The organism is Christensenella minuta, assembly GCF_003628755.1.
In the GTDB taxonomy this organism is placed as follows: Bacteria; Bacillota; Clostridia; order Christensenellales; family Christensenellaceae; genus Christensenella; species Christensenella minuta.
Window position 1 is genome coordinate 2,740,076 of record NZ_CP029256.1, and the last position, 26,600, is coordinate 2,766,675.

Consider the following 26,600-nt stretch of genomic DNA (forward strand, 5'->3'; position numbering starts at 1 on the left):
TTATAAACCAAAGGAAGTTGTCAATAATCGCCTTTTGAGATCAAATACGATTTTAAATCATATTTTCCAAAGCAATAGGTGATCATTTCTTCCGTTTTCTTCTGTTTGCTGTATTTTCTAGTAGTCTGTAGTATTTTGAAGTATTTAAGCAATTATATTTGCTCTATTGTCATTCTGTGGCCTCCCTCATCCTTTCATAGCCTCGATATGCCGTTGATAACGTTTCGGGATATTGATACCTACAAGGAAGCCTAAAGCCTCCAGCGTGTGGGATATGACGTTAAAACCGTCTTTATAAAAGGCCGCAATGCGCCGCTGCTTGCCCTCTATCCCCTTATAGTCAGGCGGGCATACAAACGTCCAGTCCGCGCCGGAATCATCAAGGACAATGCGGAAATATTTATCAATATCACGGCTGTCTTTCCCTACGTTGGCAAGTAAAATGTGATGTTCCACACTGGCATCCACCGAACTCATAATGATTTCTGTTCCGTCGAAAGAAATTAGCACTAAAAGAGGTTCTTTATCTGTGATTGCCTCTTTTACTGTTTGCTCATCGGGGTAATATGTGTAATTCATTCTGTGGCCTCCGGTTTCCATTCAATACGAAAGCCAATTATTTTTGCAATCTCTTTGACTTCGCTATATTTAATCGTGCCGCGTGTTAGTTTGTTTGAGATATTCTGCGGCGTTGTCTTTTCATTTTCCGCCCTCTTTTTATTCATTTCCGCAACTATATCCACAAGCGACCAACCGGAAGCCGCAATATATGATTTTATTTCATTTCGAACATTTGAAAAATCCTTTTCGTTCATCGTTATACCCTCCTGTTATTATTATAACATGAATACACTATAATGCAACTATCAAAACTAAAATAAATATATTTTATTGTTATAGTGTTGACATTCGTTGCGATATAGTGTATAATGAAACTATGATAAAACAAAGGAGGCCACAAGCCATGAGTATAAGCGAGTTAAGAACAAAGTTAAACGAGTACCGAGACTACAAAGCGATGTTGAACGAGTTGCAAGACGCTATGAGCGCCATAGAGGACGATATCAAATCTTATATGGGCGAACAGGAAGAATTGAACGTAGAGGGCGTTAAAGTGCGCTGGACGCGGTATCAGTCCACAAGGTTTGACAGCAAGACCTTTGAGGCGGAACACGCCTCCATGTACGCCCAGTACACAAAGACTACGGAAGCCCGCCGTTTCACAGTGGCATAAAAATAGGGCTGTTTGCACAACCTACCACAGCAACGCAAGCAGCCCATAATACCCCGCAAAGGAGGTTGTATGTCAATTATGCGACCTCCGGCGGCAAATATCAAGGAGGAATTGAAAATTGTACGAGATTGAAGAAAAGGACGGTAAGAAGCATGTCTGCATCCCAGTTATAGAAATAAACGAGGATGGAGCCATTGACGGAAGGAGACTTAAAGAGATACTAGGCGTAGATGAAAACTGGCCCACTGCATGGGATATGGTAATGGGGAGGACTGGGGAATGAGCTATTACAGAACGTGCCCTGTATGCGGGGCGCATTTAGACCCCGGCGAGAAATGCGACTGTCAGCGATACACGTTTGGCGTGTGTGACACGTTATACGGGGCGCGTGTGTGTTGGATGCAGGTAAAAGAGGGCGAAATTTCAATTAGTGATACTTCGGAGGTTTGCCGTGTGCTCGGTTATGGTTACGTGATGCACATTGCAAGGCCAGAAGATCGCGAAGCTTGCTTCTGCGCTGTTATGGCTGATGAGACTGGGAACGGCTGCGAGGTAATAGAGACAATGGGGAAATATGAGTACACTTTGAAAATAGACCATAGAGAGGAGGCGCACTCCGACAAAGGCAGCACCCCCGAGCATTAGTTTTTTTTGTCATTATTTTTTCAAGGAATCGCTTAACCATGCAGGATAGAGAGCAAATTTTTGGTCATTATTTGGTCATTATTGCTACTAAAAACGACCTGAAACGGCTTGCGGACACCAGAGGCAAAATGGAGAAAAACCGCATAACAATGCGGGTTTCGGCGATTTGGTGAAAAATGCAAAAACGGCGATTTCGTTCTACGAATCAAAAGGTCGGGGGTTCGAATCCCTTCTGGCACACCAGTAAAAAGCCTTTAACCATGCGGGTTAAAGGCTTTTTACTTTATATTTTAGGCACTTTAAACTGCCGTCTTGAATTATCATTTTTGCGGGACGTCTCAATGCCCTCTTCGCTGGTGGATCGCTTGATCGTACAAATGTTACCTCGTATAAGGTTGTGAACAGCAATTTGCCAATGGTTCCTTTTTCCGGCACAGTGAGCGGTTCCGATCCTTTTTCGTCTAAATAAAAAATCCGTTCATTCCTGGACTTTGATCCGTATCACAACCTGTGCGCCGTGAGGGGCGACATTATGGATGGCAAGCACGGTATCGATTTCAGGATATAGGTAGTGCAGGCGGTCACGCACATTGCGAAGCCCGATATGCTGTCCGCGCTCGGATGCGCTGACGGGAGGTTCGTCTTTGGCATAAAATGCTGAAGCGGCTTCCTCTGAAATTCCCTTTCCGTCATCTGTAACGGTAATCAGGAGGTAATCGCCATCGAGGCTGAAAGCAATATCGATTCTTCCGCTGATTTGTCCGGTCTTCACATCGTACAGGCCGTGAAGCAGCGAGTTTTCAACCAAGGGCTGAAGAATGTTCTTGGGAACCTGAAACTTAAGCAGCTCTTCCGGACACAGGAATGAAATCGCTACATCCATTTGTGTGCGGTATTGTGTGATACTAATGTATTCACGCGTTACCGATATTTCGTGCCCGATGGAATCAAATACTTCCGTGGGTGTGATGCGCAGCCGGTCCTGAAGGAGCTTAATCAGGGCCGTATTCAGCCCGATGATATCATCGACTTTATTTTGGCGTGCGAGGGAAGTAATAATATTCATCGTATTTAAAATAAAGTGGGGGTCGATCTGGCTGACAACAAGGGAGAAACGGAGACGGTTTTCCTCACGCTCCTTCTCCAGCAGCGCTGCCGTATGCAGGTCGATCGTATCCAGCATAGAATTATAAATAGTGCTCAACTTGCCGATTTCATCCTGTGTTTCGATATGAACGCGCGCCTTGTTTTTGCCTTGCGTAATACCTTTCATTGCGGCATACAATTGCTGGATAGGGGCGAGGCTGCGTGAAATTATTGGCAACAAAATGATAATGGTTGCAAGGAAGATCAGGATGAAGCTAAGCAGGATGGCAAAAAAGTAGGACCAGAAGTCTGCATATAGGGTGGCTTGGGACGTATAGCCGATCAAGGAACAATTATGGTTTTTCCCGGAGGCAAGCGTAAAGTAATCGTAAGAGGAAGAATCTGCCGCATGAATGCGGCCGTAGATGTCTCCGAATTCCGGATTGCTCGCAAAGACGTCCGTATTTTGGGAACTGTACAGGCTGTTGCCGTAAATATCGAACAAGGCGATATCGTCGAAAAAAGAAGCGGAGATATCGCTCATATATGTAAAAATATCCGTGATATCAGCGTAAATGCTAATGATATAAGGGACATCGCTGATTACAAATTTTTTACAATATGCAAAAGAATAAGAGAGGGAATCCCCGCCTTTGGCATACGTGTAAATGGGGGAAATCCATGTGGATTTTGTGCCGTTTGCAATATCCCAATAGCTGGACGCGCTGAAGATGGCGGAATCGGCCTCGGATTTGCCTGTGATGGAAGAGAAAACAGCGCCGCCCATATCGTCTATAACGATGCGGCGGCAGGAATTATTGATACTGGCAAAATCGTTCAACAAAATATTGAGCTGTGCTGTTTCCTTCTCGGGGATACCGGAAGCGAGGGACGCCTGATTCAGTGCGGCAACTACGTCAGTGGAGCCGGCGAGGATATAGGCCATGTTGGACATCGTGTGCAGCTGGTTGTCGAACAGGTTGACAATGGTTGTGGAAATATAATTGCATTTGTTGGTCGTGGAACGGATGAGCGCGGGGAGCAGCAAAGTAAAAAGCAGGATAATAACCAAAAGAAAAAGAGCCAGTTCCACAAACAGGAAACGGAATGTGATTTTTTTTGCCAATACGGATTTTACCTGGATTTTATTCATGATTCATATGCCTCTGGTACTCTTTGGGGGCCAGGCCGGTGCACTTTTGGAATATCTGGCTGAAATATTGACCGGAAGAATAACCGACGAGGGCCGCGATATCGGAGATGCGGCGCGTTGGATCCTGCAATAATTTTTTGGCTTTTCCGATCCGTACATCGGTAATGAACTTTTTAACGCTTTTACCTGTCTCCTGTTTGAACAGGGTACAGAGATAACCCACGGAAAGATAGGAAAAGCCGGCGAGCATAGAAGTCCCGAGCCGAATGTCGGAATAGTTTTGATAAATAAATTCGATGGCGCGCTTGATGAGCGCAGAAGTGTCGGGGGCGCTGCCCTTATCCGCTGCGAGAGCTTCCTCCGCAGCGGATATGCACCAGGCGAAAAATTCTGCATAAGAATATACAGTGGGAAAAGACGGGTGCTCAAACCGCCGGCTGTACACCATTTGGTCGATTGAATGGAACAAACGGCCGGCCAGCTCCGGAAAAGGATCAAGGCCGTCACATTTTTCCAGAAAAAAGATTGCACGGTCGAATAATGTCCGCAGCTCGAAGAGATTGCCCTCTTCCAGCAAAGAAACCATCGCCGAAGGGTCCGCGTCGGGGTCCGGCGTTTTTCGCCCCGGAGCAAGGGAGGAAACCTCAACAATGAGGCTCCCGGCAGAAAGCTGACGGAAATGTCGTTCGGGAATACCGAGGGAAGCATATACGCTGTAAAAATCCGTAAGCGGCTGCATCGTCTCGGAAAACAACAGGCAGGCCCCGTGATGAAGGATGGATTCCAGGCGGTCAAGCAATTTCCGGCAAAAACGGTATAAATAATTTCTGGCCGCCAACTGGGATTTGGCATCGGAAAACTGCAGCACGAGTAAAATATGCCGGGCGGATACCGGAACCGCAGCCACCGGGAGGATTTCCGCCGCATAAGGGAAATCCAGTATATTCTTCATAACCTCGTCCACTGCCATTTCGGGCAGGCCGGATCTTATGGAGGAAGGCAACTCCAATATAATGTGATAATAACTTTTTTCCACGAAAGCCCGAAGGGTTTGATCCCTCTGCGTGGACGAGGGAATCGAAAGACGTCCGGAATGGAACAGCTCACCGATTACATTTTGCTTCAGGAAAGAAGTAAACTCAATTTCTTTTCGCAGCTCCTCGGCAATAGATTCCATCTTCCGGGAAAGGGTTTCCGGAGAAATCTCACTTTTCAAGAGATAATCGTTGGCAGCATACTGCAAGCCCTGTTTGGCGTAACAGAATTCATCGTAGGAGGTCAGCAGGATGACGTGTACGGAGTGGTCGAGCGCGCGAATTTCGCGCAGCAGGTCGATTCCGTTCATCCCGGGCATTACAATATCGGTAATGACAAGCTGCGGATGGAATTGCCTAAAGAGGGTTAAGGCCTGGACGCCGTTCACTGCCGTAGCGACGACCTGGAAGCCGCCGCCTTGCCAATCGTACATGGATGTGATATCATCTAACAATATTTTGTCGTCGTCTACGACAAGTACGGGAATATAATCCATTTTATCGCACCCCCGGGTTTTATCCTGCGTGACTTATTATAGTAAAAAAAGAGATTTAAAAAAAGTTTTTCAAGAATCATGTGAAGAAACATAACAAAAAATGAAGTTTATGATATTTTTTTTGTTTTGCCGCCCGTACATAATAATATCATAACCATCATCAACAGATCAAAAATTTTTCAAAAACACCTGAATAGACGGCGGGGAGAGTTCCATGGAGAAAAAGGATGTTATTTTAACGGTCAATGGTATGGATAAGTCGTTTGGGGCAACGAAAGCCCTGAAAAACGTCGGTATTGAAATCTACAGGAACGAGATTCACGGATTGATTGGGGAAAACGGCTCGGGCAAATCCACTCTGTCCTCCATTATCGCAGGGATGCAAAAATGCGATGAAGGAACAATGGAATACTGCGGGCGGCCGTACGGGCCGGCCAATATCTTCGAGGCCGAAAAGGCCGGAATCGCTATGGTCGGACAGGAACAAAATACACTGGAAGACATTTCGGTCGCGGAAAACATTTTTATCGGAAAAGAGGAGAGGTTCCAGTCGGGGCCGATTGTAAATTCCGGAAAAATGAACCGTGAAGCGCGGACGGTCCTGGATGGTCTCGGCCTTGGCAAAATAAAGGCTGAGGAACAGCTGAAGCATTACGATTTTGAGCAGCGAAAGCTGGTTGAAATCGCCCGGGCGTTGTATGATAGGCCAGAACTGATGATCGTTGACGAGACCTCGACCGCGCTCAGCAAATATGGCCGGGAAATTCTCTATCGGACAATCAACGGGCTGCGCGACCAAAACAAGGCGGTATTATTTATCTCCCATGACATTGTGGAGATCATGGCGGTCTGCGACCGTGTAACGATTCTGCGCGATGGTGAAATTGTCTGCACGCTGCCAAAGGAGCAATACGATTCGCACACCATGAAACAATACATGGTCGGCCGGGAGATCGAGGAAAATTATTACAGGACGGACTACGAGAACCGCCTGACAGACGAGGTCGCGTTACGGGCGGAACACATCAATACGGAGGTGCTCAAAGACGTATCGCTGGAGCTGCATTACGGAGAGATACTCGGCATCGGCGGGCTGACTGATTGCGGGATGCATGAGCTGGGACAGGTTTTGTTCGGCCTGCGCCGGCCGGTCGCGGGAAGCGTATGCACGGGAGACGGAACGCCGCTAAAGAATCCTTCCGTTGCGTTAAAAAAGAAAATCGCATACATCTCAAAAAACCGGGACAAGGAGGCCCTGATGCTTTCCTCCACGATTCTGGAAAATATTTGCCTGCCTTCGCTGGACAAGTTGAAAAAAGGGCTGCTCGTTACACCGGGGGCAGAGAAGGCGTTTGCGCTGAAATATGCCGATTTGCTGAGCGTTAAGATGGACCGCATCACCCAGAACGTTATGTACCTGTCGGGTGGGAACAAGCAGAAAGTAGCGGTTGCAAAATGGTTGGGGACCGATGCGGATATCTATATATTTGACTGCCCGACGCGGGGGATCGACGTCGGCGTACAGTCGGATATCTATGACCTGCTGGAACGCCTGCGCAAAAAGAAAAAGGCGATCCTGATGATATCGGAGGAGCTTCCGGAAGTCATCGGGATGAGCGACAGGATCCTGATACTGAAAGACGGCTCTCTCACGGCGGAAATCGGCAGGAGCAAAAATACGACCGAAAATACATTGATTCACTATATTATCTGAGAGGGTGCGGACATGAAAAATAGCGGAGCCAAAGCAAAAACGATCAAAAACGGATTGCCGTTCATAGGGCTTATTTCCGTCATCGTGATCCTTGAGATAGCAAGCGGGGGGCAGCTGCTGACCTCCCGGAACATATCGACGCTGGTCAACGAGGTCTTTGTCCTGATGATCGGCGCGAGCGCCATGGTGTTTTTGATGGCGCAGGGCAACCTCGATCTTTCCATGATGGCCAATCTGGCGGTTTCCTGCGTGCTGGCGGTAAAAGCCGCACAGGTGAACCCGTTGCTTGCGATCCCGGTCGGTATCGGCGTGGGAACCGGTATTGGCGCGGTAAACGGCGTGATTAATGCAAAATGCAAAATAGATTCGTTCATCACAACCATAGGGATGTCGTTTGTGCTGACCGGACTGGTGACCATTCTGCTCGACAATCAGGGGTCCATCGCCGGACCGATGGAAATGCTTTCCTGGAACAGCACCGAGCTGAGAATCGTAGTGCTGGCCTGTGTAGCGGCCGTGGGATATATCCTTTTTGAGTATTCCAAACTGGGGAAATACTGCAAAGCCATTGGTTCGTGTGAAGAGGCGGCGCGTCAATCCGGAGTTAACGTGGATAAGGTAAAGATCATAACCTTTATGATAACGGGAGGGATCAGCGGCTTACTGGCATTTTTCAGCATCCTGCGGACGGGAACGGCGACTTCCAGCGTGGCGACGAATACGATGTTCAATATCCTGATCGCCGTTTTGCTCGGCGGCGTATCCATTACCGGAGGGTCGACCTCAAAATTCCGCGCGGCCATCTTGGGAAGCTTTACTATGGCATTCCTGGCAGTCGGTATGACGATATGCAATGTCGACACTACGATCCAGCAGTTGATCCGCGGGGCGATCCTGATTGGGATCGTATACCTCACTTACGACAGGAGGGGAATCGCGATCATCAAATAATTTTATGGAAACGCTTGTTTCCACGCTTTCAAATAAAAAAAGGAGGAAAAAACATGAAAGGTTACAAATGGCTTGCAATGATTTTGGTAATTGCATTTGCGGCCGCGCTGTTTGCCGGATGCGCGGATGCGGCGCGTCCGGCGGACGGCGGAGGACAGGAAACGCCTGCGGCAGGATCGGATGCAGCGGAGGAAACGGACGGAGGGGCGTCCTTCTCGGTCGGCTTCCTGGATCAGTCGGGCGAGGCGCCGCCGGTCGTCCGCATGAGGGAGATTATCCGCGGCGTTGTCGAGTCTGCCGGCGGAGAACTGATTTGCGATACCTCCAATGAAGATTCCGCGGAGGCACAGGTAAACGCATGTGAAAAACTGATTAGCGCAGGTGTGAAAGGCATCATTATGACGCCGATGGCGGATTCGATCCTGCCCTCTATTATCAGCATGTGCGAAGAAAACGGCGTATACCTGGCCATTACTTTCCGCAATATCGGGGATGAAGACGTTGCAAAGATCGTGGAAGCATCCGAATATTATGCCGGAAACTGCTATGAGGATGAAGAAATGGCCGGATATAACGTTATGAGCGACGCCTTCGAGAAAAATCCGGATATCAAGCAGGTTGCGCTGATTGCCCTTGCCGTAGGGGATAATACGAGCGATGCGCGCGTGGCGGGGATTCAAAAGGCCTGCGCCGAAAACGGTGCGGAAGTGGTAGCGGAAGTGCGCGATATCCAGCAGGCGAGCGACGCGACCGAGGCGGTACAGAATTTTGTAGCGGCCTATCCGGAGCTTGACTGCATCGCGGTAGCGTCGTGTTATGAAAACAGCGCGATCACCGCGCTTCCCGAAGCGATCAAAGGGACCGGACTGACTGCCGACGACATCTGTATCGTAAGCTGCGACGGCGGGTCCGATATGACGAAGCTGTTCGATTACGGATATGCGATTTCCGTGGGCGGCGGCCATCTGGAGATAGACAGGGGCGCAACAGCCGTAATGCTGGTGAATGCAATCCAGGGCAATCCCCTGGGTACGCCCGCGCATATCTCCATCCCGTATATGTACTTCGGCAGCGTGGAAGATGTCGGCGATTATGCGACCTATGTCGAGGGAGAAATTCCGATCTGGACCCAGGACGAGATCAGGGAGAACCTGTTGATTTCTCAAAATTCGGCGCTGGCGCCGGAGGATGTGATTTCCTATATCCAGAACTATAGTCTTGATGACCTGAGGACGCGCCACGCCGATCTGGCAGGCTGACGGCCGGCAGAACGGCTAAGGCAAAAGACAATGTGCGCCGCCCCTTGGGGCGGCGCATAAAAACAAGGTGCAGAATATGAGAAGAAATATATTGATCCGAATTGGTTATATCCTCATCATTCCTCTCTTGCTGATGGCCATTTTCACATTGGCAAGCACGGGATTCAGCTTTGCAAGTTCCTATATCGTACTCAGCCAGACGATGCTGCCCCTTGTAATGGCATTTGGCGTATCGTTTACGTTTGTAGTCGGGATTTTTGAGATGAGCGTTGGAGCACAGGTGATTCTGTCGGCCGTTGTAGGCGGAATCCTATGCAGGTATCTTGGGTTCCCGGGGCTGGTGATCGGCGCGGTGGGCACGGGCCTGCTGTGCGGGGCGGCCATGGGGGCCGTATACCGCTTTCTGAAAATCCCAACGATGGTGATTTCGCTCGGGATGCTGATGCTGTTCGAGGTTATTGCGCAGGCCCTGACAAAAGGGAGCGGCTATGTATCGCTGGAGAGCGAAATATCCTCAATGGGAACTCCGCCGTATAATTTTGTGATCGCGGGAATCGCGGGCGTTCTTTTTTACATCATTTTCCACAAGACGAAATTCGGCCACGGTATCCGTGCGCTTGGGTGCAACGACTATGTGGCGGTCAACTTAGGTCTCAACAATAATAAGCTCAAATTTAAAACCTACCTGATCGGCGGAATGTTTTATGGGATTGCCGGGATTCTCAGTATATGTTATGCGGGTTCTATTTCGGCAAAGATGGATTTGGGAAGCCTGAGCATGATGTTTCCGCCCATTATTTCTGTTTTGATTGGACTGCAGCTGAAAAATATCGTCAACGTATTTCCCGTCACGATCCTGATAGGGGCATATTCCGTTACGGTATTGGCATCGGGGATGATCGCGGTAGGGCTGCCCGCGCCGATGCAGGATTTTGTCACCGGAATATTTATGCTGGTGGTGATGATTATTTCGACCAACAGCGCGAAATTAGGAAAGCTGTTTGACAGGCGGAAATTATTAAACCGGCTCAACAAGGCGGCCGAATAAGACGGGAGATAAAAATGAAATATATTCTAAACCTTGAAATGGTCAATATGAAGACAAGCAAACCCAATGCGTTTTACATGAATTCCACGATGTTTTGGATCGAATATTTCAAGTGTATCGGCGCAGCGGGCTTTGACGCCATAGAAATGCAGTATAATCCATATAGCCTGGATCCGTTGTCCTTTGAGATCGGCAGGTGCGGAGTTCCGGTCAGCAGGTTCGCGATCGAAGCGAAATATGGGTCGATACCGGAATTCCTGGCAATGATCGGGGAGTTTGGCCTCCGCGGCATAGAGGCGGTCCATATCGACACGAATGAAATACTCAATGAAATCATCGCGGCAGACGGAGATGCGAAGGAATATTTCCCGATGATGGACGCCCTGATGGAAGAGGCGGTCCAATTTTGTGAAGAGGCCCGTATTCCCTGGATCACGCTGACTCCCACGCCGGAGATCGGGATGCTGGAACGGTATTATTATACGCAGGCCGGGGATGACGAACCGGGTTTCCTGGAACGGCTGGAAAAACATTTGGAAGCGGCGCGGGAGAAAGCGGAAACGAGCGGGGTTAAGATAGCCGTCAGGAACGAATTTTGGTCGGTGCTGCGCGGCGAAAAGATCGTGCCGTTCTTGCAGCGCGAAGCCTGCCGGCGGCTTTACTATTCCCCGGATATGGCGCACCTGACCATTGCGGAGGCAGAGATCGGCAGGATACTGCGCAGCATGGGAAACAGGATCGCCTGTCCGCGGTTCAATGATACCGCTTTTGCGGACAGGCACGAAAATTACAAAAGGCTGAACGCGGAAATCCCGACGGAGGGGCGGCAGAGGATTTTTTGTGACCTTGGAGATGGAACGGTCGATTTGCCGCATTGGCGGGATGAACTGCAAAAATTGGGCTATGATGGCGTGGTCTCGTGCGAAAGCAGGAAAACCCTGGAGGTATATAAGGGATTGCTGAAGACAAAATGGTACATTGACCGCGTATTGTGCCGGAAATAGTTTTGGAGGATGATGATGGGCAATATAAAATATTCATACCAGACCAATATGTGGGGACTGATGGTACAATATCCCAAATTGAACGAATGGGACGAATGGTACGCGAAGGATATCAATAACGGAGTCTATTATCTTGACTGGGACAAAATATTGAAATATCATTCGGCGCTCGGCTATACCGGCATCGAAATCATGATGAATATGCCGCGGTATATCCGCGAATTCTTCGGAACGCCTCAAAAATTTACGGAATTTCTAAACGAATATGGGATCGAAAAGGTGACGGGAACCTTTCAGATCGCCATTGGATCGCAGGATAAAAGAAAGCACGGCGAAATCTTTGAGAAATTGAAGAAGATGGTGGATTTTTCTGCCGGACTGGGAGCGAACAATATGAATATGATGCCTTGCGGAGGCTATTACGGCGTGGGGCCGCTTTCGCAGGAAGGAATATCGAACGCGGCAGCCTTTGCCAACCGGATCGGACGGTATGCCAGGGAAAAAGGCGTTGATATCGCCATACACAGCGAGTTTTGGGGGGCGGTCAACTATAACGAGCTGGAAGCGTTTATGGACCAGACCGATCCGGAAGCGGTTTGTTTCTGTCTGGACACGGCGCAGGTAAGCATTATGGGGTTTGATATGACGGAGCTTTACGGAAGATGGCATGACCGTATAAAGTACCTGCATCTGAAAGATACCAAGTATGCCAATGCCCCCGATGAACTGCGCTACAAAGCCGGAGCGGAATTTGCGGACGATGGGACGCGCTGGTTTTGGGAAATGGGAATGGGATCCCTTGACTTCATCGCGCTTTGGAAGATGCTCAAAAAATACCGGTTTGAGGGCTGGGCCACGATTGAAACGGACGGAACGCCAGACCCGCTCGCAACGGCGGCAAACGCAAAGTTCTATCTTGACAAATACCTGAAACCGATATACGAATAGGTGAAATAATGGATATATCTGTTAATATCGATTTTATTTACGAAGGGATCGACTATGCCGAAGCCATCCGGGAAGTAAACGCGGTTGGCTGCCGCCGTGTGGAAGTGGTGTTCCTGCAGGGGAAATCTTTTGATGTGCTGAAAAAACTGCGGGAAGAATGCGGAATACGGTATGAGGTATTGATGACGGATTTCATCCCCTGGCTGGATGGGACCCGCGAGGATGAATTTATATGCGCGGCGGAAAAGCGCGTGGAACAGGCTGCGGCCCTCGGGTGCGGGAAGGTCATATTTTTTACCGATGACGACGTGGAAGGGATGCCGCATGAAGAGCAGCTTGGGCGTATTGAAAACTGCGCCAAAAGGATGCTGCCGTTTTTTGAGCGGAAAGGCGTGACGCTGCTGCTGGAGCCGATCAACAACAAGATAGACCACAAACGATGCAGTATATGGGATTTTGAGGAGGCGGCGGCCATCGTGCGGCGGGTGGGTTCCCCGAATTTCAGGCTGCTGTTCGATATCTATCATATGCAGATCATGCACGGAGACGTTACCAGGACGATGCTCGACAATATGGAGCTGATCGGGCATGTGCATTGTGCGGGAAATCCCGGGCGGCATGAAATTTTTTATGGAGAGCTGGATTACCGGTATATCCTCGCCAGCCTGGAGAAGGCGGGATATAAGGGCGGCGTGGGGATCGAATATTCCCCCTTGCTTCCCCCGCGCGAAGGCCTTGAAAGGACGATGCGGCTGCTAAACCGCTGAAGCAAACGGGCGGGCGCAAAACAGGAAATACAATACCGCCAATGACCCACGGGGCCTGCCGCAAAAGCGGGATGGCGTCATCGCGTGGAATCGCGCACGATGAATTCTGAATTCACCCAAACCTGCCGGGAAGCGAGGGATGGGTCGTTGATCTTATCGATCAGGATATTGCAGGACTGGTAGCCGATTTCATAACACGGCTGGTTGACCGTTGTGATCGCCGGATCGGTCATAGTGGATACGTCGGTGTTGTCGAACCCGATAATGGCAAGCTCCTGGGGAACGGAAATTCCAAGATGCTTCGCTTCCTTCAGAACCGCGGCGGCAAAGGTATCTGTGATGGCAAAAAAAGCGTCCGGAGGATCGGGCAGCGACAAAATCTGGCGGGCCGCATTCCGCGCCAGGTTATAATTGAAATCGGAAACGGAAATATAGGTAATATACTCCGGCCGGATCGGGATATCGGCCTGTTTCAGCGCATCCAAAAATCCCTGCTCCCGGCGGACTGTGAAGGGCATGGAGAGATCGCCGTTTAACAGGGCGATCTTTTTGCGTCCCAGTGTGATGAGGTATTCCACCGCCGATTTGACAGCGGCATAATCGTCGATTCCCACGCTGGAGATGTTTTCGGTTTGATACTGCTCAAAGCTTACCACCGTGGGGAACCGCGCCGCAATAAAATCCGTGAGCTCGTTGCCGCCTACGATTTGCTGGAAAATAAAACCTGCGACGGGAAGCTCCTTTATCATATATTCAAATTCAATGCGGTCATAGGCGTTGTTGAAGCAATTATATTGAAGGACATGGTATCCCTTGCTGTTGGCGCAGGTATTGACCCCATTGATAAACGGACTGATGAGCGGGTTGGCGTCGTTGGTCACAACGGCAATGATAAGGTTGCCGCCGTGCTTTTTGAATTTGCCAAGCAGCGCTCCGTTCGTATCCACCGCCTGGATTACATCCATCACCTTTTTCCGGGTTTCTTCCTTAACGTTTCCCTTATTGTTCAATATCCGGGAAATAGTAGCAATGGAGACACCGGACATATTCGCAATGTCAGAAATTGTAATGTTGTTTTCCTTTGCCATGGGAGACTCCTAATTAAAACCGTTTTTTCTTATTATAGCATAGTTTTTGAAAAAAACCAAATAAAATATGTAAATTTACAGAAAAAAATAAAAAACTTGCAATTTTGTACTTGACAAGCAAAATTTTGTTGGCTATAATGGGCCTATAAGAAAATTTACATGAAAATACATAAATTTTTCAGAAAATTATCCGAATGTATCTAAAAATAAATAACGGCTAAAAATTCCTGTATTCTAAATTCATATGAAATAGGAGATCAATGATGGAAACTATTTTGGAGATGAAGAAAATCACAAAAATATTTCCCGGGGTAAGGGCGCTTGACGAAGTGGATTTCGACCTCCGCAAAGGAGAAATTCACGCGCTGATCGGGGAGAACGGCGCGGGAAAATCCACGCTGATGAAGGCCCTGCTGGGGATGTACGAGATTGACGGCGGGGAGATCTGGTTCAAAGGGGAAAAAGTGAATTTCAAGGGCCCGAACGACGCTCTCCATGCCGGAATTTCGATGATTCACCAGGAGATCAGCCTTGTACAAACGATGTCTGCCGCTGAAAACATCTGGATGGGACGGACCGGGCGTTTTACAAAAATGGGCATTATCGATCATAAACGGCTTATGCGCGAAACGCGCGAGCTGTGCGCAAGGCTGGGCATCCAGATTGACCCGGCGGCGGTCGTGGAGACGCTGAGCGTTGCAAATATGCAGCTGGTAGAGCTGGTGCGGGCCGTTTCCTATAATGCGGACGTGATCGTTATGGACGAGCCGACCTCGGCGCTCACAGACGCCGAAATAGAGCTTCTGTACAAAATTGTGCGGGACCTTGCGGTAAAAGGTACTTCGATCATTTTCATTTCGCATAAGCTGGAAGAAATTTTTGAAATATGCGACCGGGTCACCATTATGCGCGACGGCCAGTATATTGACTGCCGCGACACCACGGATATCGGCCACGACGAGCTGATAAAGCTGATTGCCGGCCGCGAGATCAACAATATCTATACGAAAGACCGGTTTGAAAAGGGAGATGTCGCCCTCGAGGTAAAAAACCTGTCGAGCACGGGGACGTTCCGGAACGTGAGCTTTGCGGTGCGGAAGGGAGAAATCCTCGGATTCTGCGGCCTGATGGGCGCGGGACGCTCGGAAATTATGCGGGCGGTTTTCGGCATCGACCCATACGATTCGGGCGAGGTCCTGATCCGCGGGAAAAAGGCAGCGATCAAAAGCCCGCAGGATGCGATTAAAAACGGCATCGGCATGGTGACGGAAGACCGGCTGCGCCAAGGAGCGATCCATTCGCTGGATATCAAAACGAACATGTCGCTGCCCTTCCTTCCGCAGCTGAGCAAAATGGGTTTTGTCTACAATGCGAAGGAAAAAGAACAATGCGAACGGATGGCCCAAAAAATGTCGGTCAATATGGTATCGTTCGCAAACAACATCGGCTCGCTTTCCGGCGGGAACCAGCAAAAGGTCATCATCGGAAGATGGCTGCTCATGGACCCGGATATCCTGATACTGGATGAACCCACGCGGGGAATCGACGTGGGGGCGAAATCGGAAATATATAAGATTATGAACGATCTGGCAAAACAGGGAATGGCGATCATCATGGTGTCGTCTGAAATGCCGGAGATACTCGGCATGAGCGACAGGATCGCCGTCGTCCGGGAGGGAGAGATCGTATGCGTCATGGAAAACGAGGGTCTCGAACAACAAACTTTGCTTGCACACGCCTTCGGCGTTGCGAATAAAATGAGCTAATAAGAGGAGGAATTGAAACAAATGAAAACACTGAAGAGGATTTTAACGCTCGCGGTAATCGCCATTATGGCATTTTCGCTCTTTGCCTGCAGCGCGGGGGCACCCGCGGCCGAAGAGCCGTCCGGAAGCGAAGCGGCGGGAACGGACGCTGGAGAAGCTGCGGCGGGCTCCGAAAATACGGGGGAGAAGAAGACGCTCAAAATCGGCTTTTCCTGGAGGTCCCTGGATGAAGGGATGACGACATGGTGGGACGGCACGGAGGCCGCGATCAAAGAATATAATGAAGGCGATAACCCGTATACGATCGAATATTTCTTTACAAACGCGGAAAGCGGCGTGGATAAGCAGATTTCCGACGTGGAATCGCTGATCGTACGCGAACCGGACGTCATCTGCATCCAGGCGGTGGATGCAAACGGTTCGGTCCCGGCCTATGAAGCGTGTGTGGAAGCGGGCATTCCGGTCGTGGACTTTGGCTACAATGTAAACTATGACCAATGCACGACCGTATATAAAACGATCGACCATTATAAGGCAGGCGAGCTGCAGGCAGAATGGGTCAACAATTACCTGGAAGAAAATCCGGATGCGACCCTTCAGGTAGGCTATATTTTGGGCCTCGCGGGTGTTGAAGACATGACGGTCAGGATGAACGGCTTTATTGAAAACGCGAACCCGGACAAGGTGACGGTCGTGGCAACGAAGAATTGCGACTTCCAGGCGTCGCTCGCACAGTCGACCGCGGAAGACTGGATGCAGGCATTCCCGGAAATGAACACGGTCGTTGCATGCAACGACGAGATGTGCGTGGGCGCGCTGCAGGCGTTCAAATCCGCAGACACACCCGTGATCGCGCTCGGCCTTGACGGCGGTGCAAGCGCGCTGCAGGAGATTGCAGACGGGAGCATGGCCGCAACGGTGGCGTTTGACTTCAACGTGATGGCGGTCGAGGGCGTGAACCTCGCGATCGGCGTGGCCTCCGGCGAATATACGGATCCGGTTTTCGACGTTACCCAAACCGCATCCGTATTGATCGACGCGTCCAACGTGCAGGATTACCTGTAAGCGTCCGGGCGGATAATCAGGAAATGAAAGGCGCGGCGGCAAAGGCCGCCGCGCCGGTAAGGTGGAAATTATGGAAAAAACGTTACTGACAAAAAATAGGAACAACCCCTTTGCCAATTTCTTTACAAATTATAAGTGCGTATTTATTTTCCTTGTGATCTTTGTGGTATTGTCGATTTGCTCTGACGCGTTTCTTTCAAGCCGCAACCTGATGAACCTGGTACGCCAGATCGCCGCGTCCTCCATTTTGGGCGTAGGCTTTACGCTGGTCGTTGCTTCCGGGAACATCGACCTGTCGGTCGGCACGATGATCGGCATGATCGGCGTGCTGACGGCATTGCTCTCGAAGATTCCGGGCGTACCGATGATCGCGGTGCTGCTCGTGGGGATCGCAATCGGTCTTGGAGCGGGAGCGTTGAACGCGTTTTTCATCAATATTTTTAAGCTTCCGTCGTTCATCGTCACCCTTGCGAATATGTCGATTTTTGAGGGAATCTGCTACCTGTCCGCGAACAGCACGCCTGTCTCGCAGATACCGGAATGGTACAAGGAGATCGGGCAGGGCTATTTCCTGGAAATACCGGTGCCGGTCTGGATTATGATCGCCGTTGCGGTCGTGGGCACCATCATCGTGACGAAGACGGTCTTTGGCCGAAACGTCCTTGCAATCGGCGGGAATAAAGAGGCGGCGCGCGTGTGCGGTGTCAATACGACAAAGGTGATGTACGGCGTGTTCATGATGATGGGAATCTGCGCGGCAATTACGGCGTTTGTCATTACCGGGCGGTCGGCCTCGGCGCAGACGGGCGCAGGCCAGGGCATGGAGCTTGACTCGATCGCAGCGGTCGTCATCGGCGGAACCCCGCTTTCCGGCGGGCATGGGAGCATCATCGGGACGGTGGTCGGCTGCCTGATCGTCGGTTCTATCAACAACGGGCTGAATCTTCTGAACGTAGATTCCAACTGGCAGCTTATCGCTAAGGGCCTGCTGATCCTCGGCGCGATCATTCTCGACGCACAGAGCGCGAAGTTGAGCGCTAAGGCCCTGAAGAAAAAAATGGCATAAACAAACGTGAGAATGAAACAGGAGGCATTGAAAATGCTCGAAGGCAGGGAAAGAAAACTGGTATCAAGAACGTATGAAGGCGAGCGGTTCGACGTTGCCTTCGTAAAACAGCTTCCGCTGGAGGGCTCTGCCTACCCGGGCTTCCATCCGGAGGTAAAAACCCTGAAACAGGGGTCGGTGAACGGCAAGGACGCGAAGCCGCTCGGCTGCGATATTGTTTTTGAACGGGACGTGCCCGTGAAGCTGCGGGACGGCGTGACGATCTATACCGATATTCTCCGGCCGGCCACGCGGGAGAAGGTGCCGGCGCTCATCGCATGGACGCCATACGGAAAGCATTTCCACATCCACGATTTCCCCGGCGGTATTGCGCGGGAAACGGTTTCCAACCTGCAAAAGCAGGAATGTCCGGATCCGGGCTTCTGGTGCGCCCACGGCTATGCCGTAGTACAGCCGGATACGCGCGGCGCATGGAACAGCGAGGGAGATACCGTCCAGTGGGGCAGGGAAGAGGGAGAGGACGCCTGCGACCTGATCGAGTGGGCCGCAAGGCAGGAATGGTGCAGCGGAAAAATCGGTATGAACGGCAACTCGTGGGGCGCGGTTGGCCAGTGGTGGGCAGCGGCGCAGAATCCCCCGCACCTCGCGGCGATCGCTCCGTGGGAAGGCCTTGCAGATGTATACAACGAGATTATATGCCGCGGCGGCATACCGGATACGGGCTTCCAGGAATTATGCGTTAGCTTGATGACGGGACACGGCTATGCGGAAAATGCATCCGATATGCTGGAAAAATATCCGCTGGCGTCCCATCCCTATTGGAAAAGCAAGATGGTTCCGGCGGAAAAAATAACAGTTCCGGCCTATATCGTCGCCAGCTATGTCAGCACGCTGCATACGCACGGCACGTTCGACGTATACCGGAGGATTGGGTCGAAAGAAAAATGGCTGCGCGTGCACAATACGCACGAATGGCCGGACCTCTATGAATATCAGGAAGACCTGAAAAGATTCTTTGACTATTATTTGAAGGGAATACAAAACGATTGGAAACAAACGCCAAAGGTCAGGCTGTCCGTGCTGGATCGGGAAGGCGCCGATGACGTAAACCGGCCTGAGGAAGATTGGCCCCTTCCGGACACGGAGTACCGGAGGCTGTTTCTCGACGCAAACAAAAGGACTCTTGACGCAGAAACGCCGGAGCAGGAGGGAGCCGCTACCTACCGCGCGGACGACCGTGCCGGAAAGGTGCTGTTCTCCATGCCGGTCCAAAAGGATATGGAGTTCACCGGATATTTTGCGGCCCATCTGTATGTCAGTACGGATGAAGCAGACGATGCGGACCTGTTTGTCTACGTGGTAAAGCAGGATGAAACGGGAAGGCTGCTTCCGCCGGTCGTAAAGTGTGCGCCGTTCAGCGGGGAAAAGGGCGCGGAGATGTTTATTCCGAACGGCAGGCTGCGGGTCTCGGGGCGCGGTCTTGACGAGGAGCGTTCCACGGAAGCAGAGCCGGTTTTAAAGCACGTAAGGTGTGAAAAGATCGAGCCGGGGAAAGTATACCGGGTGGATATCCCCCTGTGGCCGATAGGCATGAAGGTGCGGCAGGGCCAGGAGCTGGTGCTGATTATAAGCGGATACAACCTGAACCCGGAGGAATGGCCGGAGATACCTCCGCTGCCGACAGTCAACAAAGGAAATGTAACGATACATACGGGCGGGGAATATCGTTCCTATATTACGGCGCCGTGTGTGGAACGGTAAATATAGAATATGGAACAGCTGGAACAGAAAATAAAAAAGCTATGGATTATGCAGGAATGCCGCAACCAAATGGCGCGGTACGAATACCTGCACTCGGCGAAAAAGCATGCGGAGACCTACCGGTTGTTTGCACTTTCGCGGGACGACTGCTGGATCGAAAACTACGATCTTGGATTTTTCCGCGGGCCGGAAAGCGTCAAGCGCTTCTTTGTGGATTTTCACGAAAATATGGACGGCACGGACGTCCGGGGGTCTTTCTGCGAACATACCCTGACGACAGAGGTTATGGCGGTGGCGGACGACCTTAAGACTGCGAAAGCCTGCTGGATGTCGCCTGGGTGCGAAACGCGCCGGGAACCCGGAACAGGGAAATTGACTTCCTATTGGGTATGGGTAAAGTATGCGGTCGATTTTATCGAAGAGAACGGAGAGTGGAAATTTTGGCACTTTACGATTTTCTCGGATTTTTGCAGCGATTATTACACATCCTGGGTGGAGATGGAATATGGCACTCCGGCAACGCCGGACCTGCTGGCGCCGGACGGCAAACCGGCCATGGCCCTGGCTTATACGAACCAAACAAAGCCGCAGCTTTGGCCGGTTCCTCCTATGCCATATAAAACATATGACGGCAATACAATGACGCCGCGCAAGGAGTGACGGGCCGCGCCGCAAACAGAGAAAGCAAGGATAACAATGCAAACGAGGTGTAATTATGGATTTTACAGCATTTAATGAACGGATGGTATGTGAAGATAAAATAAGGCGCTATGAAGCGGATGGAATCCCGCTGGGGTATGAGTTTAAGCTAAGGTATCCCACCTACCGCGGAGCCTACGTATGCAACGTGGAAGAGATGAATGTCACGGTGGACGGCCGCAGGATCGAGCCGCGGGATATGCGGTTCGGCGTGAACGGGAAATGGTTTTTGATGAGCCAGATTCCGGAGCTGAGCACGGAATACTGGTTTACGGGAAGCAAGGCTACCATGCGTATTCTTGATGGAAACGGAATTTCGGACGGCAAGCATACGGTCAAGGTGGAGATGAAGCATAAGATCCCATACACGGGATATTTTGGGAATTATCTGGTAGTGGACAGCGATTGCGAAAAGACGCTGGACGTAGAGTAAGGGAGGCGGCAAAGATGGAAAATGAGAAACTGAAATTCGGCATATCGCTTTATAGCTTTTCGGATTCCTTTTACACAAGGGAGCTGGACATAGAAGGATGCGTCCGCCGGGCAAAGGAACTGGGATATACGGGGATCACACTGGTTGCGGCGCAGAGCGCGGAAGAATATCCGTTTATTTCCGACGAATGGCTGTATCGCCTGCGCGATATCATGGAAAAGTACGAGATGGAGCCCGTTTGCTGGGAGGGCTATCTCGATATCGGGATGCGGAGCGACAGGGATATGAACCAGGAAGAGCTGGCGGAATATACGCGCAACGACATCGTTTATGCAAAAAAAGCGGGTTTCCCAATGATGAAGACACAGCACTCCATCACGCCGCAGAACTTTGAAGCGATGCTGCCGTTCTGTGAGAAGATGGATGTAAAGCTGAATATCGAAATGCACTATCCCCATCATCCCCATGTGCCGGTGTGGCTGGAATATTATAAGATCATGGAAAGATCGGGCGGCTATCTCGGTATGTGCCCCGACCTCAGCATCTTCCAGAAGTATCCGCACCAGCTGCACATCAACCAGGCGGCAGAGGCCGGGTTCCGGGACGATAAGCTGAAGGCGGTTCTTGGCATGATCCGGGAGAAAAAACCGATAGAAGAGACGGAAAAGCTGGAGCTGACGGATGTGGAAGAAAAGTTCACGGATGAGTTTTACCACAAATTCTCCAACCCCTCGGCAGTCGGGGAGCTTGCGCCCCTGCTGAAATATGCGCAAATGATCCACGGGAAGTTCTATTATCTGGGAGACGACGAATACGATCCGTGCATTCCCTATGAAGAGATTATGCCGGTCCTGAAACGGGAGAAGTATAGCGGATACATCGTCGCGGAATATGAGGGACATCATTTCAGCATCCGGGAAAATGAACCGCAGCAGCTTGAACGCTATATTAAAATGACGAAAAAGATGTACGAGAACGCATAAGGGAAAAGAGGTAACTATGAGCAACTTTAAAGGATTATTCCACGTCTCGCTGCATGTGAACAGCGCGCGGGAATCAATCGAATTTTATCAAAAGGTCGGCCTCGAATATATGTTCGAGCTGAGGGAAGGCGGAGAGGGCGCTGAACCGTGGGTGATCTATATGAAAATCGCGCACGGGCAGTATCTCGAATTACAGCCCGTTCACGCGAAGACGCCGGAGGGGATTCCTGACAATGAAGGCGGCGTACATTACGACCGGAACCAGACGGCCTGGCATTTTGCCCTCGAAACGGAAGATATCGGTACGCTGATCCGCAGCCTTGTGGAGCAGGGGATCGAGGTATTTACCGGCCCGGACTGCACAAAACGGGTAAACAGCATAGAGGATGCGATTTGGGGCGGGGACGGATGCAGGATTGCCTGGATTATCGACCCGGACGGCACGCCGGTCGAGCTGATGGAGCAGGTCGGACAGACGATGCAGAGAAAGCATGACGCGGAGTAACGGAAGAACGGGGCAAGGCGGTTTCCGGCGGAACTAGGGGATCATGGACTGAAAAAACAAAAGGAGCAAAACGGGCATGCCGCATGCCGGTCTGTTTCGTATTGCCAAAATGGAACGGGAGAGGGAAAAGTGAGCATCTTAGTGAAGGAAAAAAGTTTTTACCGGACGCTTTTTCCGCTGATTGCGGTGATCGCCCTGCAAAATGTCATTACGTTCGTGGTGGCGCTCGCGGACAACGTGATGCTCGGGATGTACAGCGAGACCGCGCTATCCGGGGCGGCGCTTGTCAATCAGATTCAGTTTTTGCTCCAGATGGTGGTGGGCGGCATCGGCGAGGGAATGATCGTCATGACGTCGCGCTTTTGGGGAGCGAAGGACATTTCATCGATCAAAAAAACGACGGCAATCGGTATGCTGCTCGGCATTGTGATCGCAGCGGCTATGTGGGCGGCGGTGTTTTTCATGCCCGGGGAAGTGCTTTCCCTGTTCACCTTTGAACAGGCGGTGATCGGCGAAGGAACGCAGTATATGCAAATCGTCTGCTTCTCCTACGTGTTCTTCACGATAAACAGCATCCTGCTCGCGTCCCTGCGAAGCGTGGAAACCGTGAAGATCGGCTTTGCCGTGTCGATCATTTCGCTCGGAGTGAATATTTTTCTGAATTATATGCTGATCTTCGGAAACCTCGGAGCGCCCGGGCTCGGCTCCCGCGGCGCGGCCATCGCGACGCTTACCGCGCGGATCGTAGAAATGGGCATTACCTGCATCTACGCGTTCCGCATCGACCGGAAGATCAGACTGAAGGTGCGCGACCTGCTGCGCATCAGCAAAGGGATATTCCGGCAGTATATTAGGGTAGGAACGCCGGTCATCGTATCCGGCGCCATGTGGGGAGTGGCAATGGCAATCCAGGCGGCGATCCTCGGACATATGGGCGCGGCGGCGATCGCGGCCAACAGCATCGCGGCCGCGGTGTTTGAGGTAGTAACGGTGGTGGCCTATGCGTCTGCGAGCGCGGCGGCGGTGGTGATCGCTAAAACGCTGGGCGAAGGAAAGAAAGAGATGGTGAGGCCGTATACGCGGACCCTGCAGGTAATTTTTCTGCTGATCGGCGCGGTCACGGGGCTTCTTCTGTTCCTTTTGAAGGACGCGATCGTCGGACTCTATTCTATCACCCCCGAAACAAAGCGTCTCGCGCTTGAATTCATGACGATCCTTTCGGTGACGGTGGTAGGAACGGCCTACCAAATGCCCGCGCTGACTGGGATTGTGCGCGGCGGCGGAGATACGAAGTTTGTGATGATTAACGACCTGATTTTCATGTGGGGCATCGTTCTGCCCATATCTGCCATGGCGGCGTTCCTGTGGAGCTGGTCCCCGGTGCTGGTGTTCATCTGCCTGAAGGCTGACCAGATATTGAAATGCTTTGTGGCGGTAATCAAAGTGAACCGTTACCGCTGGGTGAAGCAAATCGACTGATGCCAATCCCATTTGAAAAGCACGATATATTTTTATAGCGCGAAGCGCAAAGAAGCTGGATCAGACGGGTTCCGCGCGAATCCTTGTGCGGAACGGAGCAGCCCCAATGGGGAGGCGGCCCCAAATTGAAAAAGTACCTTAACCTGAGAGAGTAGTATCAGAAAGGAAAAACCGATGAAAAAAATAAGCCTGGAAGAATTAAAAACCTATGAAGCGCCGGGCCACTACGGCATGACGGCGATGCGTATCCACGGGAAAGACGAGACGGGCGCACAGAAGTTCTGGATGGGCCTTTCAACCTTCCTGCCGGGCGGCGGCGCGGAGTATGCCTATGAAGACAACCCGCTTGAAAAAGTGTATTACGTGCTGGAAGGAGAAATGACCGTGCGCGACAAGCAGGGGAAAGAATATGTGATCCACAAGGACGAGGCGATCGCGTTTGCGCCCAATGAAGGGCGCTATCTTTCCAACGAAAGCAACCTGCCCGCCAGGATGCTGGTCGTCATCAACTATCCGGACTGACGGGGGGAGTAAGGTGGATAAGATCGAAACGGTCGCCGTGATCGGCGCGGGGCTGATGGGATGTTCCGTTGCGCAGGTATTCGCGGCGGCGGGAAAACGGGTTACGCTATACGATACCAACATCGATATAGATCCTATCGGGAAGATAGAAGCCAATATAGAGATCATGATCGGCAAATGCGCAGCCGATGAGGTATATAAGAAGAAAGTCCTTGAACATATTGGCTTCTGCTCCCACCTCCAAAAGGCGGTGGAAGGAGCGGGTCTGATCGTAGAATGTGTATTTGAGGATATGCGGCTCAAGCGCGAGGTGTTCGCCGGGCTGGAAGAGCTGTGCGGGGAGGAAACGATCCTCGCAACCAATACGTCGGTGATGAGTCCGACGGAAATATCGGAAGGAATGAAGCACAAAGGGCGGTTCATCGGCATGCATTTTTGGAACCCGGCGCACCTGATGCCCCTTGTGGAGCTGGTCAAAACGGAAGAGACCCGCCAGGACGTCGCAAAGCTGTGCGCAAAAGAGCTGGAGCGGGCGGGAAAAAAGCCGGTCGTGTGCGAAAAAGACGTTCCCGGCTTCATAGCAAACCGCCTGCAGCACGCCCTGTGGCGGGAGGCGATTTCCCTTGTCGAACATGGGATCGCGGATGCGCAGACAGTGGATATGGCCCTGAAATACGGACCGGGCCTGCGGCTGCCACAGCTGGCGCCGCTCGAAAACGCGGATATGGTCGGCCTTGACCTCACGCTTAATATCCACAGCTATGTACTGCGCTACCTGGAGGATTCGCACGAGCCGTCCCCGCTGCTCAAGCGGCTTGCAGCGGAGGGCAAAACAGGATTCAAAGCGGGCGGCCATGGCTTTTATGACCTTTCACCCGAGGAAATGCAGCAAAAAACGAAAGAGCTGAACGAATATTTAATAGAACAGACCAGAAAAGAAAAGGAGTAAAAAATGGGAAAGAAAGTTTTTGTGGATTTAACACATCCGTTTGGCGCTGAAATACCGCGCTGGCCTTATTTTGATAAACCGCTGATCGACAGCAAGCATACGATGGCAAAAGGCGGGGTCCTGACGCAGTCAATCTGCTGTACGATGCATACGGGTACGCACTGCGACGCGCCGCGCCATGTGATGGAACGCGAATTCGACGGGCGGCGGGCGCGTTATACGCATGAAATGCCGGTAGACGCTTATACGGGCGAGGCGGTATGCCTCGAGGTTAAAATTGGGCGCTGGGGCCTTATCGGCCCGGAGCACCTGGAGGACGCCTGCAAGCGGGCGGGCATCAGGCCGGAAGAGCTAGAAGGCATGGTCGTCTGCCTGAACACGGGAATGCACCGCCAGTTTGACGATTCAAAGGAATATTACCATTATTCCTGCGGAACCGGGGTAGAAGCGGGCAAATGGTTTGTGGAGCATAAGGTGAAATGTGTGGCTATGGACATGCAGGCGCTTGACCATCCGCTCCATACGGCGATGGGAAACAACGGAATGACGCGCATGAACCTCATTGGGGCGTCAGGGAAGCCGATCACCGAAGAATATATCGAGCAGTTCGGGGAAGAGGCCTACGCCGAATTCGACAAAGAGCTGTATATAGGGCTTCACGGGAAAGAAGCCTACGATAAGAAATTCGGCGACCTTGAGGCTATCGGCTGCTGGGGGACGTGGGAGCCATGCCATAAGCAAATGCTCGGCCACGGGATTGTAGGCGTGGAAAATCTTGGGGGTGATCTTGACAAGGTTTCCGGGAAACGGTTCCGTTTCTATTGCTTTCCGATCCGCTGGCATATGGGTGACGGCTCGATGGCGCGCTGTGTAGCGGAGATCGACGAAGAGGAGCTGAACGACGTGCCGGACAGAACCTATCCCTATGGCGTATTCTAAATAAT

27 protein-coding genes are annotated in these 26,600 nt (G+C 51.3%); 22 read left to right on the forward strand and 5 right to left on the reverse strand.

All coding sequences use genetic code 11. The features are described 5' to 3' along the window. Positions 1-186: 186 nt before the first annotated feature. Both B1H56_RS13220 and B1H56_RS13225 read right to left on the reverse strand, forming a co-directional pair. The gene (locus B1H56_RS13220) at positions 187-579 is read right to left on the reverse strand and encodes a hypothetical protein (protein ID WP_066523324.1); all 393 of its coding nucleotides are present in this window, start codon (positions 577-579) and stop codon (positions 187-189) included. Then, complete coding sequence (locus tag B1H56_RS13225; RefSeq protein ID WP_066523325.1) at positions 576-815, reverse strand: phosphoribosylglycinamide formyltransferase; 240 nt, start codon at positions 813-815, stop codon at positions 576-578. The genes B1H56_RS13220 and B1H56_RS13225 overlap by 4 nt, the downstream gene beginning before the upstream one ends. Before the next feature lie 149 nt (positions 816-964). Between B1H56_RS13225 and B1H56_RS13230 the strand changes: the two genes are divergently transcribed. From B1H56_RS13230 to B1H56_RS14790, 3 genes are all read left to right on the forward strand, one after another. Continuing rightward, positions 965-1,234 (forward strand): hypothetical protein, encoded by a 270-nt coding sequence (locus tag B1H56_RS13230; RefSeq protein ID WP_066523326.1) that lies wholly within the window; start codon positions 965-967, stop codon positions 1,232-1,234. A gap of 118 nt (positions 1,235-1,352) precedes the next feature. Beyond that, complete coding sequence (locus B1H56_RS14690) at positions 1,353-1,517, forward strand: hypothetical protein (protein ID WP_156468673.1); 165 nt, start codon at positions 1,353-1,355, stop codon at positions 1,515-1,517. Further along, positions 1,514-1,879 carry a hypothetical protein gene (locus tag B1H56_RS14790; RefSeq protein ID WP_066523327.1) on the forward strand — a complete coding sequence of 122 codons (366 nt, stop codon included), beginning with the start codon at positions 1,514-1,516 and terminating at the stop codon, positions 1,877-1,879. Before B1H56_RS14690 ends, B1H56_RS14790 begins: the two co-directional genes overlap by 4 nt. 478 nt (positions 1,880-2,357) lie before the next feature. Here B1H56_RS14790 and B1H56_RS13240 read toward each other — a convergent pair whose 3' ends face one another. Beyond that, positions 2,358-4,118, reverse strand: coding sequence for a sensor histidine kinase (locus B1H56_RS13240; RefSeq protein WP_066523328.1), 1,761 nt, complete (start codon positions 4,116-4,118; stop codon positions 2,358-2,360). Continuing rightward, entirely contained in the window at positions 4,111-5,649 is a 1,539-nt protein-coding gene (locus tag B1H56_RS13245) for a response regulator (protein ID WP_066523329.1), read from the reverse strand. Before B1H56_RS13245 ends, B1H56_RS13240 begins: the two co-directional genes overlap by 8 nt. 214 nt (positions 5,650-5,863) lie before the next feature. On the opposite strand from B1H56_RS13245, the gene B1H56_RS13250 reads away from it, so the two are divergent. From B1H56_RS13250 to B1H56_RS13280, 7 genes are all read left to right on the forward strand, one after another. Next, positions 5,864-7,363 (forward strand): sugar ABC transporter ATP-binding protein, encoded by a 1,500-nt coding sequence (locus tag B1H56_RS13250; protein WP_066523330.1) that lies wholly within the window; start codon positions 5,864-5,866, stop codon positions 7,361-7,363. Between the two features lie 12 nt (positions 7,364-7,375). After that, a complete protein-coding gene (locus tag B1H56_RS13255) occupies positions 7,376-8,314 on the forward strand; it encodes an ABC transporter permease (protein WP_066523331.1) in 939 nt (312 codons plus the stop codon). Between the two features lie 53 nt (positions 8,315-8,367). Continuing rightward, positions 8,368-9,573: a sugar ABC transporter substrate-binding protein gene (locus B1H56_RS13260; protein WP_066523332.1), complete on the forward strand. Its 1,206-nt coding sequence runs from the start codon at positions 8,368-8,370 to the stop codon at positions 9,571-9,573. Between the two features lie 76 nt (positions 9,574-9,649). Continuing rightward, a complete protein-coding gene (locus B1H56_RS13265; RefSeq protein ID WP_066523333.1) occupies positions 9,650-10,621 on the forward strand; it encodes an ABC transporter permease in 972 nt (323 codons plus the stop codon). Between the two features lie 14 nt (positions 10,622-10,635). Further along, positions 10,636-11,625: a sugar phosphate isomerase/epimerase family protein gene (locus B1H56_RS13270; protein ID WP_066523334.1), complete on the forward strand. Its 990-nt coding sequence runs from the start codon at positions 10,636-10,638 to the stop codon at positions 11,623-11,625. A gap of 15 nt (positions 11,626-11,640) precedes the next feature. Further along, entirely contained in the window at positions 11,641-12,573 is a 933-nt protein-coding gene (locus B1H56_RS13275) for a sugar phosphate isomerase/epimerase family protein (protein ID WP_066523335.1), read from the forward strand. 8 nt (positions 12,574-12,581) lie between these two features. After that, on the forward strand, positions 12,582-13,340 hold the full coding sequence (locus tag B1H56_RS13280) for a TIM barrel protein (protein ID WP_066523336.1): 759 nt from the start codon (positions 12,582-12,584) through the stop codon (positions 13,338-13,340). Between the two features lie 77 nt (positions 13,341-13,417). On the opposite strand, the gene B1H56_RS13285 is transcribed toward B1H56_RS13280, so the two are convergent. After that, positions 13,418-14,428, reverse strand: coding sequence for a LacI family DNA-binding transcriptional regulator (locus tag B1H56_RS13285; RefSeq protein ID WP_066523337.1), 1,011 nt, complete (start codon positions 14,426-14,428; stop codon positions 13,418-13,420). A gap of 260 nt (positions 14,429-14,688) precedes the next feature. Between B1H56_RS13285 and B1H56_RS13290 the strand changes: the two genes are divergently transcribed. The 12 genes from B1H56_RS13290 (at position 14,689) to B1H56_RS13345 (ending at position 26,595) form a co-directional block, all read left to right on the forward strand. Beyond that, complete coding sequence (locus tag B1H56_RS13290) at positions 14,689-16,194, forward strand: sugar ABC transporter ATP-binding protein (RefSeq protein WP_066523338.1); 1,506 nt, start codon at positions 14,689-14,691, stop codon at positions 16,192-16,194. 21 nt (positions 16,195-16,215) lie between these two features. Next, positions 16,216-17,259 (forward strand): sugar ABC transporter substrate-binding protein, encoded by a 1,044-nt coding sequence (locus B1H56_RS13295; RefSeq protein ID WP_066523339.1) that lies wholly within the window; start codon positions 16,216-16,218, stop codon positions 17,257-17,259. A gap of 70 nt (positions 17,260-17,329) precedes the next feature. Beyond that, a complete protein-coding gene (locus B1H56_RS13300) occupies positions 17,330-18,325 on the forward strand; it encodes an ABC transporter permease (RefSeq protein WP_066523340.1) in 996 nt (331 codons plus the stop codon). Positions 18,326-18,358: 33 nt separating this feature from the next. Beyond that, a complete protein-coding gene (locus B1H56_RS13305) occupies positions 18,359-20,086 on the forward strand; it encodes a CocE/NonD family hydrolase (RefSeq protein WP_066523341.1) in 1,728 nt (575 codons plus the stop codon). 9 nt (positions 20,087-20,095) lie between these two features. Continuing rightward, positions 20,096-20,746: a nuclear transport factor 2 family protein gene (locus tag B1H56_RS13310; protein WP_066523342.1), complete on the forward strand. Its 651-nt coding sequence runs from the start codon at positions 20,096-20,098 to the stop codon at positions 20,744-20,746. A gap of 55 nt (positions 20,747-20,801) precedes the next feature. After that, a complete protein-coding gene (locus tag B1H56_RS13315) occupies positions 20,802-21,218 on the forward strand; it encodes a C-glycoside deglycosidase beta subunit domain-containing protein (protein ID WP_066523343.1) in 417 nt (138 codons plus the stop codon). A gap of 14 nt (positions 21,219-21,232) precedes the next feature. Continuing rightward, on the forward strand, positions 21,233-22,201 hold the full coding sequence (locus tag B1H56_RS13320; RefSeq protein ID WP_066523344.1) for a sugar phosphate isomerase/epimerase family protein: 969 nt from the start codon (positions 21,233-21,235) through the stop codon (positions 22,199-22,201). 16 nt (positions 22,202-22,217) lie between these two features. Continuing rightward, complete coding sequence (locus tag B1H56_RS13325) at positions 22,218-22,706, forward strand: VOC family protein (RefSeq protein WP_066523345.1); 489 nt, start codon at positions 22,218-22,220, stop codon at positions 22,704-22,706. Between the two features lie 129 nt (positions 22,707-22,835). After that, positions 22,836-24,185: an MATE family efflux transporter gene (locus B1H56_RS13330; protein WP_066523346.1), complete on the forward strand. Its 1,350-nt coding sequence runs from the start codon at positions 22,836-22,838 to the stop codon at positions 24,183-24,185. A 174-nt stretch (positions 24,186-24,359) separates the two neighbouring features. Continuing rightward, entirely contained in the window at positions 24,360-24,707 is a 348-nt protein-coding gene (locus B1H56_RS13335) for a cupin domain-containing protein (protein ID WP_066523347.1), read from the forward strand. 13 nt (positions 24,708-24,720) lie between these two features. Beyond that, positions 24,721-25,656: a 3-hydroxyacyl-CoA dehydrogenase family protein gene (locus B1H56_RS13340; RefSeq protein WP_066739564.1), complete on the forward strand. Its 936-nt coding sequence runs from the start codon at positions 24,721-24,723 to the stop codon at positions 25,654-25,656. Between the two features lie 3 nt (positions 25,657-25,659). Beyond that, positions 25,660-26,595, forward strand: coding sequence for a cyclase family protein (locus tag B1H56_RS13345; RefSeq protein ID WP_066523348.1), 936 nt, complete (start codon positions 25,660-25,662; stop codon positions 26,593-26,595). Positions 26,596-26,600: the final 5 nt, after the last annotated feature.

Excerpts from the sequence above, each read along its gene's own strand:
- B1H56_RS13260 (WP_066523332.1), top strand. The coding sequence starts at position 8,368 with ATGAAAGGTTACAAATGGCTTGCAATGATTTTGGTAATTGCATTTGCG.
- B1H56_RS13220 (WP_066523324.1), bottom strand. The coding sequence starts at position 579 with ATGAATTACACATATTACCCCGATGAGCAAACAGTAAAAGAGGCAATC.
- B1H56_RS13270 (WP_066523334.1), top strand. The coding sequence starts at position 10,636 with ATGAAATATATTCTAAACCTTGAAATGGTCAATATGAAGACAAGCAAA.
- B1H56_RS13230 (WP_066523326.1), top strand. The coding sequence starts at position 965 with ATGAGTATAAGCGAGTTAAGAACAAAGTTAAACGAGTACCGAGACTAC.
- B1H56_RS13305 (WP_066523341.1), top strand. The coding sequence starts at position 18,359 with ATGCTCGAAGGCAGGGAAAGAAAACTGGTATCAAGAACGTATGAAGGC.
- B1H56_RS13265 (WP_066523333.1), top strand. The coding sequence starts at position 9,650 with ATGAGAAGAAATATATTGATCCGAATTGGTTATATCCTCATCATTCCT.
- B1H56_RS13295 (WP_066523339.1), top strand. The coding sequence starts at position 16,216 with ATGAAAACACTGAAGAGGATTTTAACGCTCGCGGTAATCGCCATTATG.
- B1H56_RS13280 (WP_066523336.1), top strand. The coding sequence starts at position 12,582 with ATGGATATATCTGTTAATATCGATTTTATTTACGAAGGGATCGACTAT.
- B1H56_RS13255 (WP_066523331.1), top strand. The coding sequence starts at position 7,376 with ATGAAAAATAGCGGAGCCAAAGCAAAAACGATCAAAAACGGATTGCCG.
- B1H56_RS13315 (WP_066523343.1), top strand. The coding sequence starts at position 20,802 with ATGGATTTTACAGCATTTAATGAACGGATGGTATGTGAAGATAAAATA.
- B1H56_RS13285 (WP_066523337.1), bottom strand. The coding sequence starts at position 14,428 with ATGGCAAAGGAAAACAACATTACAATTTCTGACATTGCGAATATGTCC.
- B1H56_RS13240 (WP_066523328.1), bottom strand. The coding sequence starts at position 4,118 with ATGAATAAAATCCAGGTAAAATCCGTATTGGCAAAAAAAATCACATTC.
- B1H56_RS13345 (WP_066523348.1), top strand. The coding sequence starts at position 25,660 with ATGGGAAAGAAAGTTTTTGTGGATTTAACACATCCGTTTGGCGCTGAA.
- B1H56_RS13320 (WP_066523344.1), top strand. The coding sequence starts at position 21,233 with ATGGAAAATGAGAAACTGAAATTCGGCATATCGCTTTATAGCTTTTCG.
- B1H56_RS13310 (WP_066523342.1), top strand. The coding sequence starts at position 20,096 with ATGGAACAGCTGGAACAGAAAATAAAAAAGCTATGGATTATGCAGGAA.
- B1H56_RS13325 (WP_066523345.1), top strand. The coding sequence starts at position 22,218 with ATGAGCAACTTTAAAGGATTATTCCACGTCTCGCTGCATGTGAACAGC.
- B1H56_RS13245 (WP_066523329.1), bottom strand. The coding sequence starts at position 5,649 with ATGGATTATATTCCCGTACTTGTCGTAGACGACGACAAAATATTGTTA.
- B1H56_RS13275 (WP_066523335.1), top strand. The coding sequence starts at position 11,641 with ATGGGCAATATAAAATATTCATACCAGACCAATATGTGGGGACTGATG.
- B1H56_RS13300 (WP_066523340.1), top strand. The coding sequence starts at position 17,330 with ATGGAAAAAACGTTACTGACAAAAAATAGGAACAACCCCTTTGCCAAT.
- B1H56_RS13225 (WP_066523325.1), bottom strand. The coding sequence starts at position 815 with ATGAACGAAAAGGATTTTTCAAATGTTCGAAATGAAATAAAATCATAT.
- B1H56_RS14790 (WP_066523327.1), top strand. The coding sequence starts at position 1,514 with ATGAGCTATTACAGAACGTGCCCTGTATGCGGGGCGCATTTAGACCCC.
- B1H56_RS13290 (WP_066523338.1), top strand. The coding sequence starts at position 14,689 with ATGATGGAAACTATTTTGGAGATGAAGAAAATCACAAAAATATTTCCC.
- B1H56_RS13250 (WP_066523330.1), top strand. The coding sequence starts at position 5,864 with ATGGAGAAAAAGGATGTTATTTTAACGGTCAATGGTATGGATAAGTCG.
- B1H56_RS13335 (WP_066523347.1), top strand. The coding sequence starts at position 24,360 with ATGAAAAAAATAAGCCTGGAAGAATTAAAAACCTATGAAGCGCCGGGC.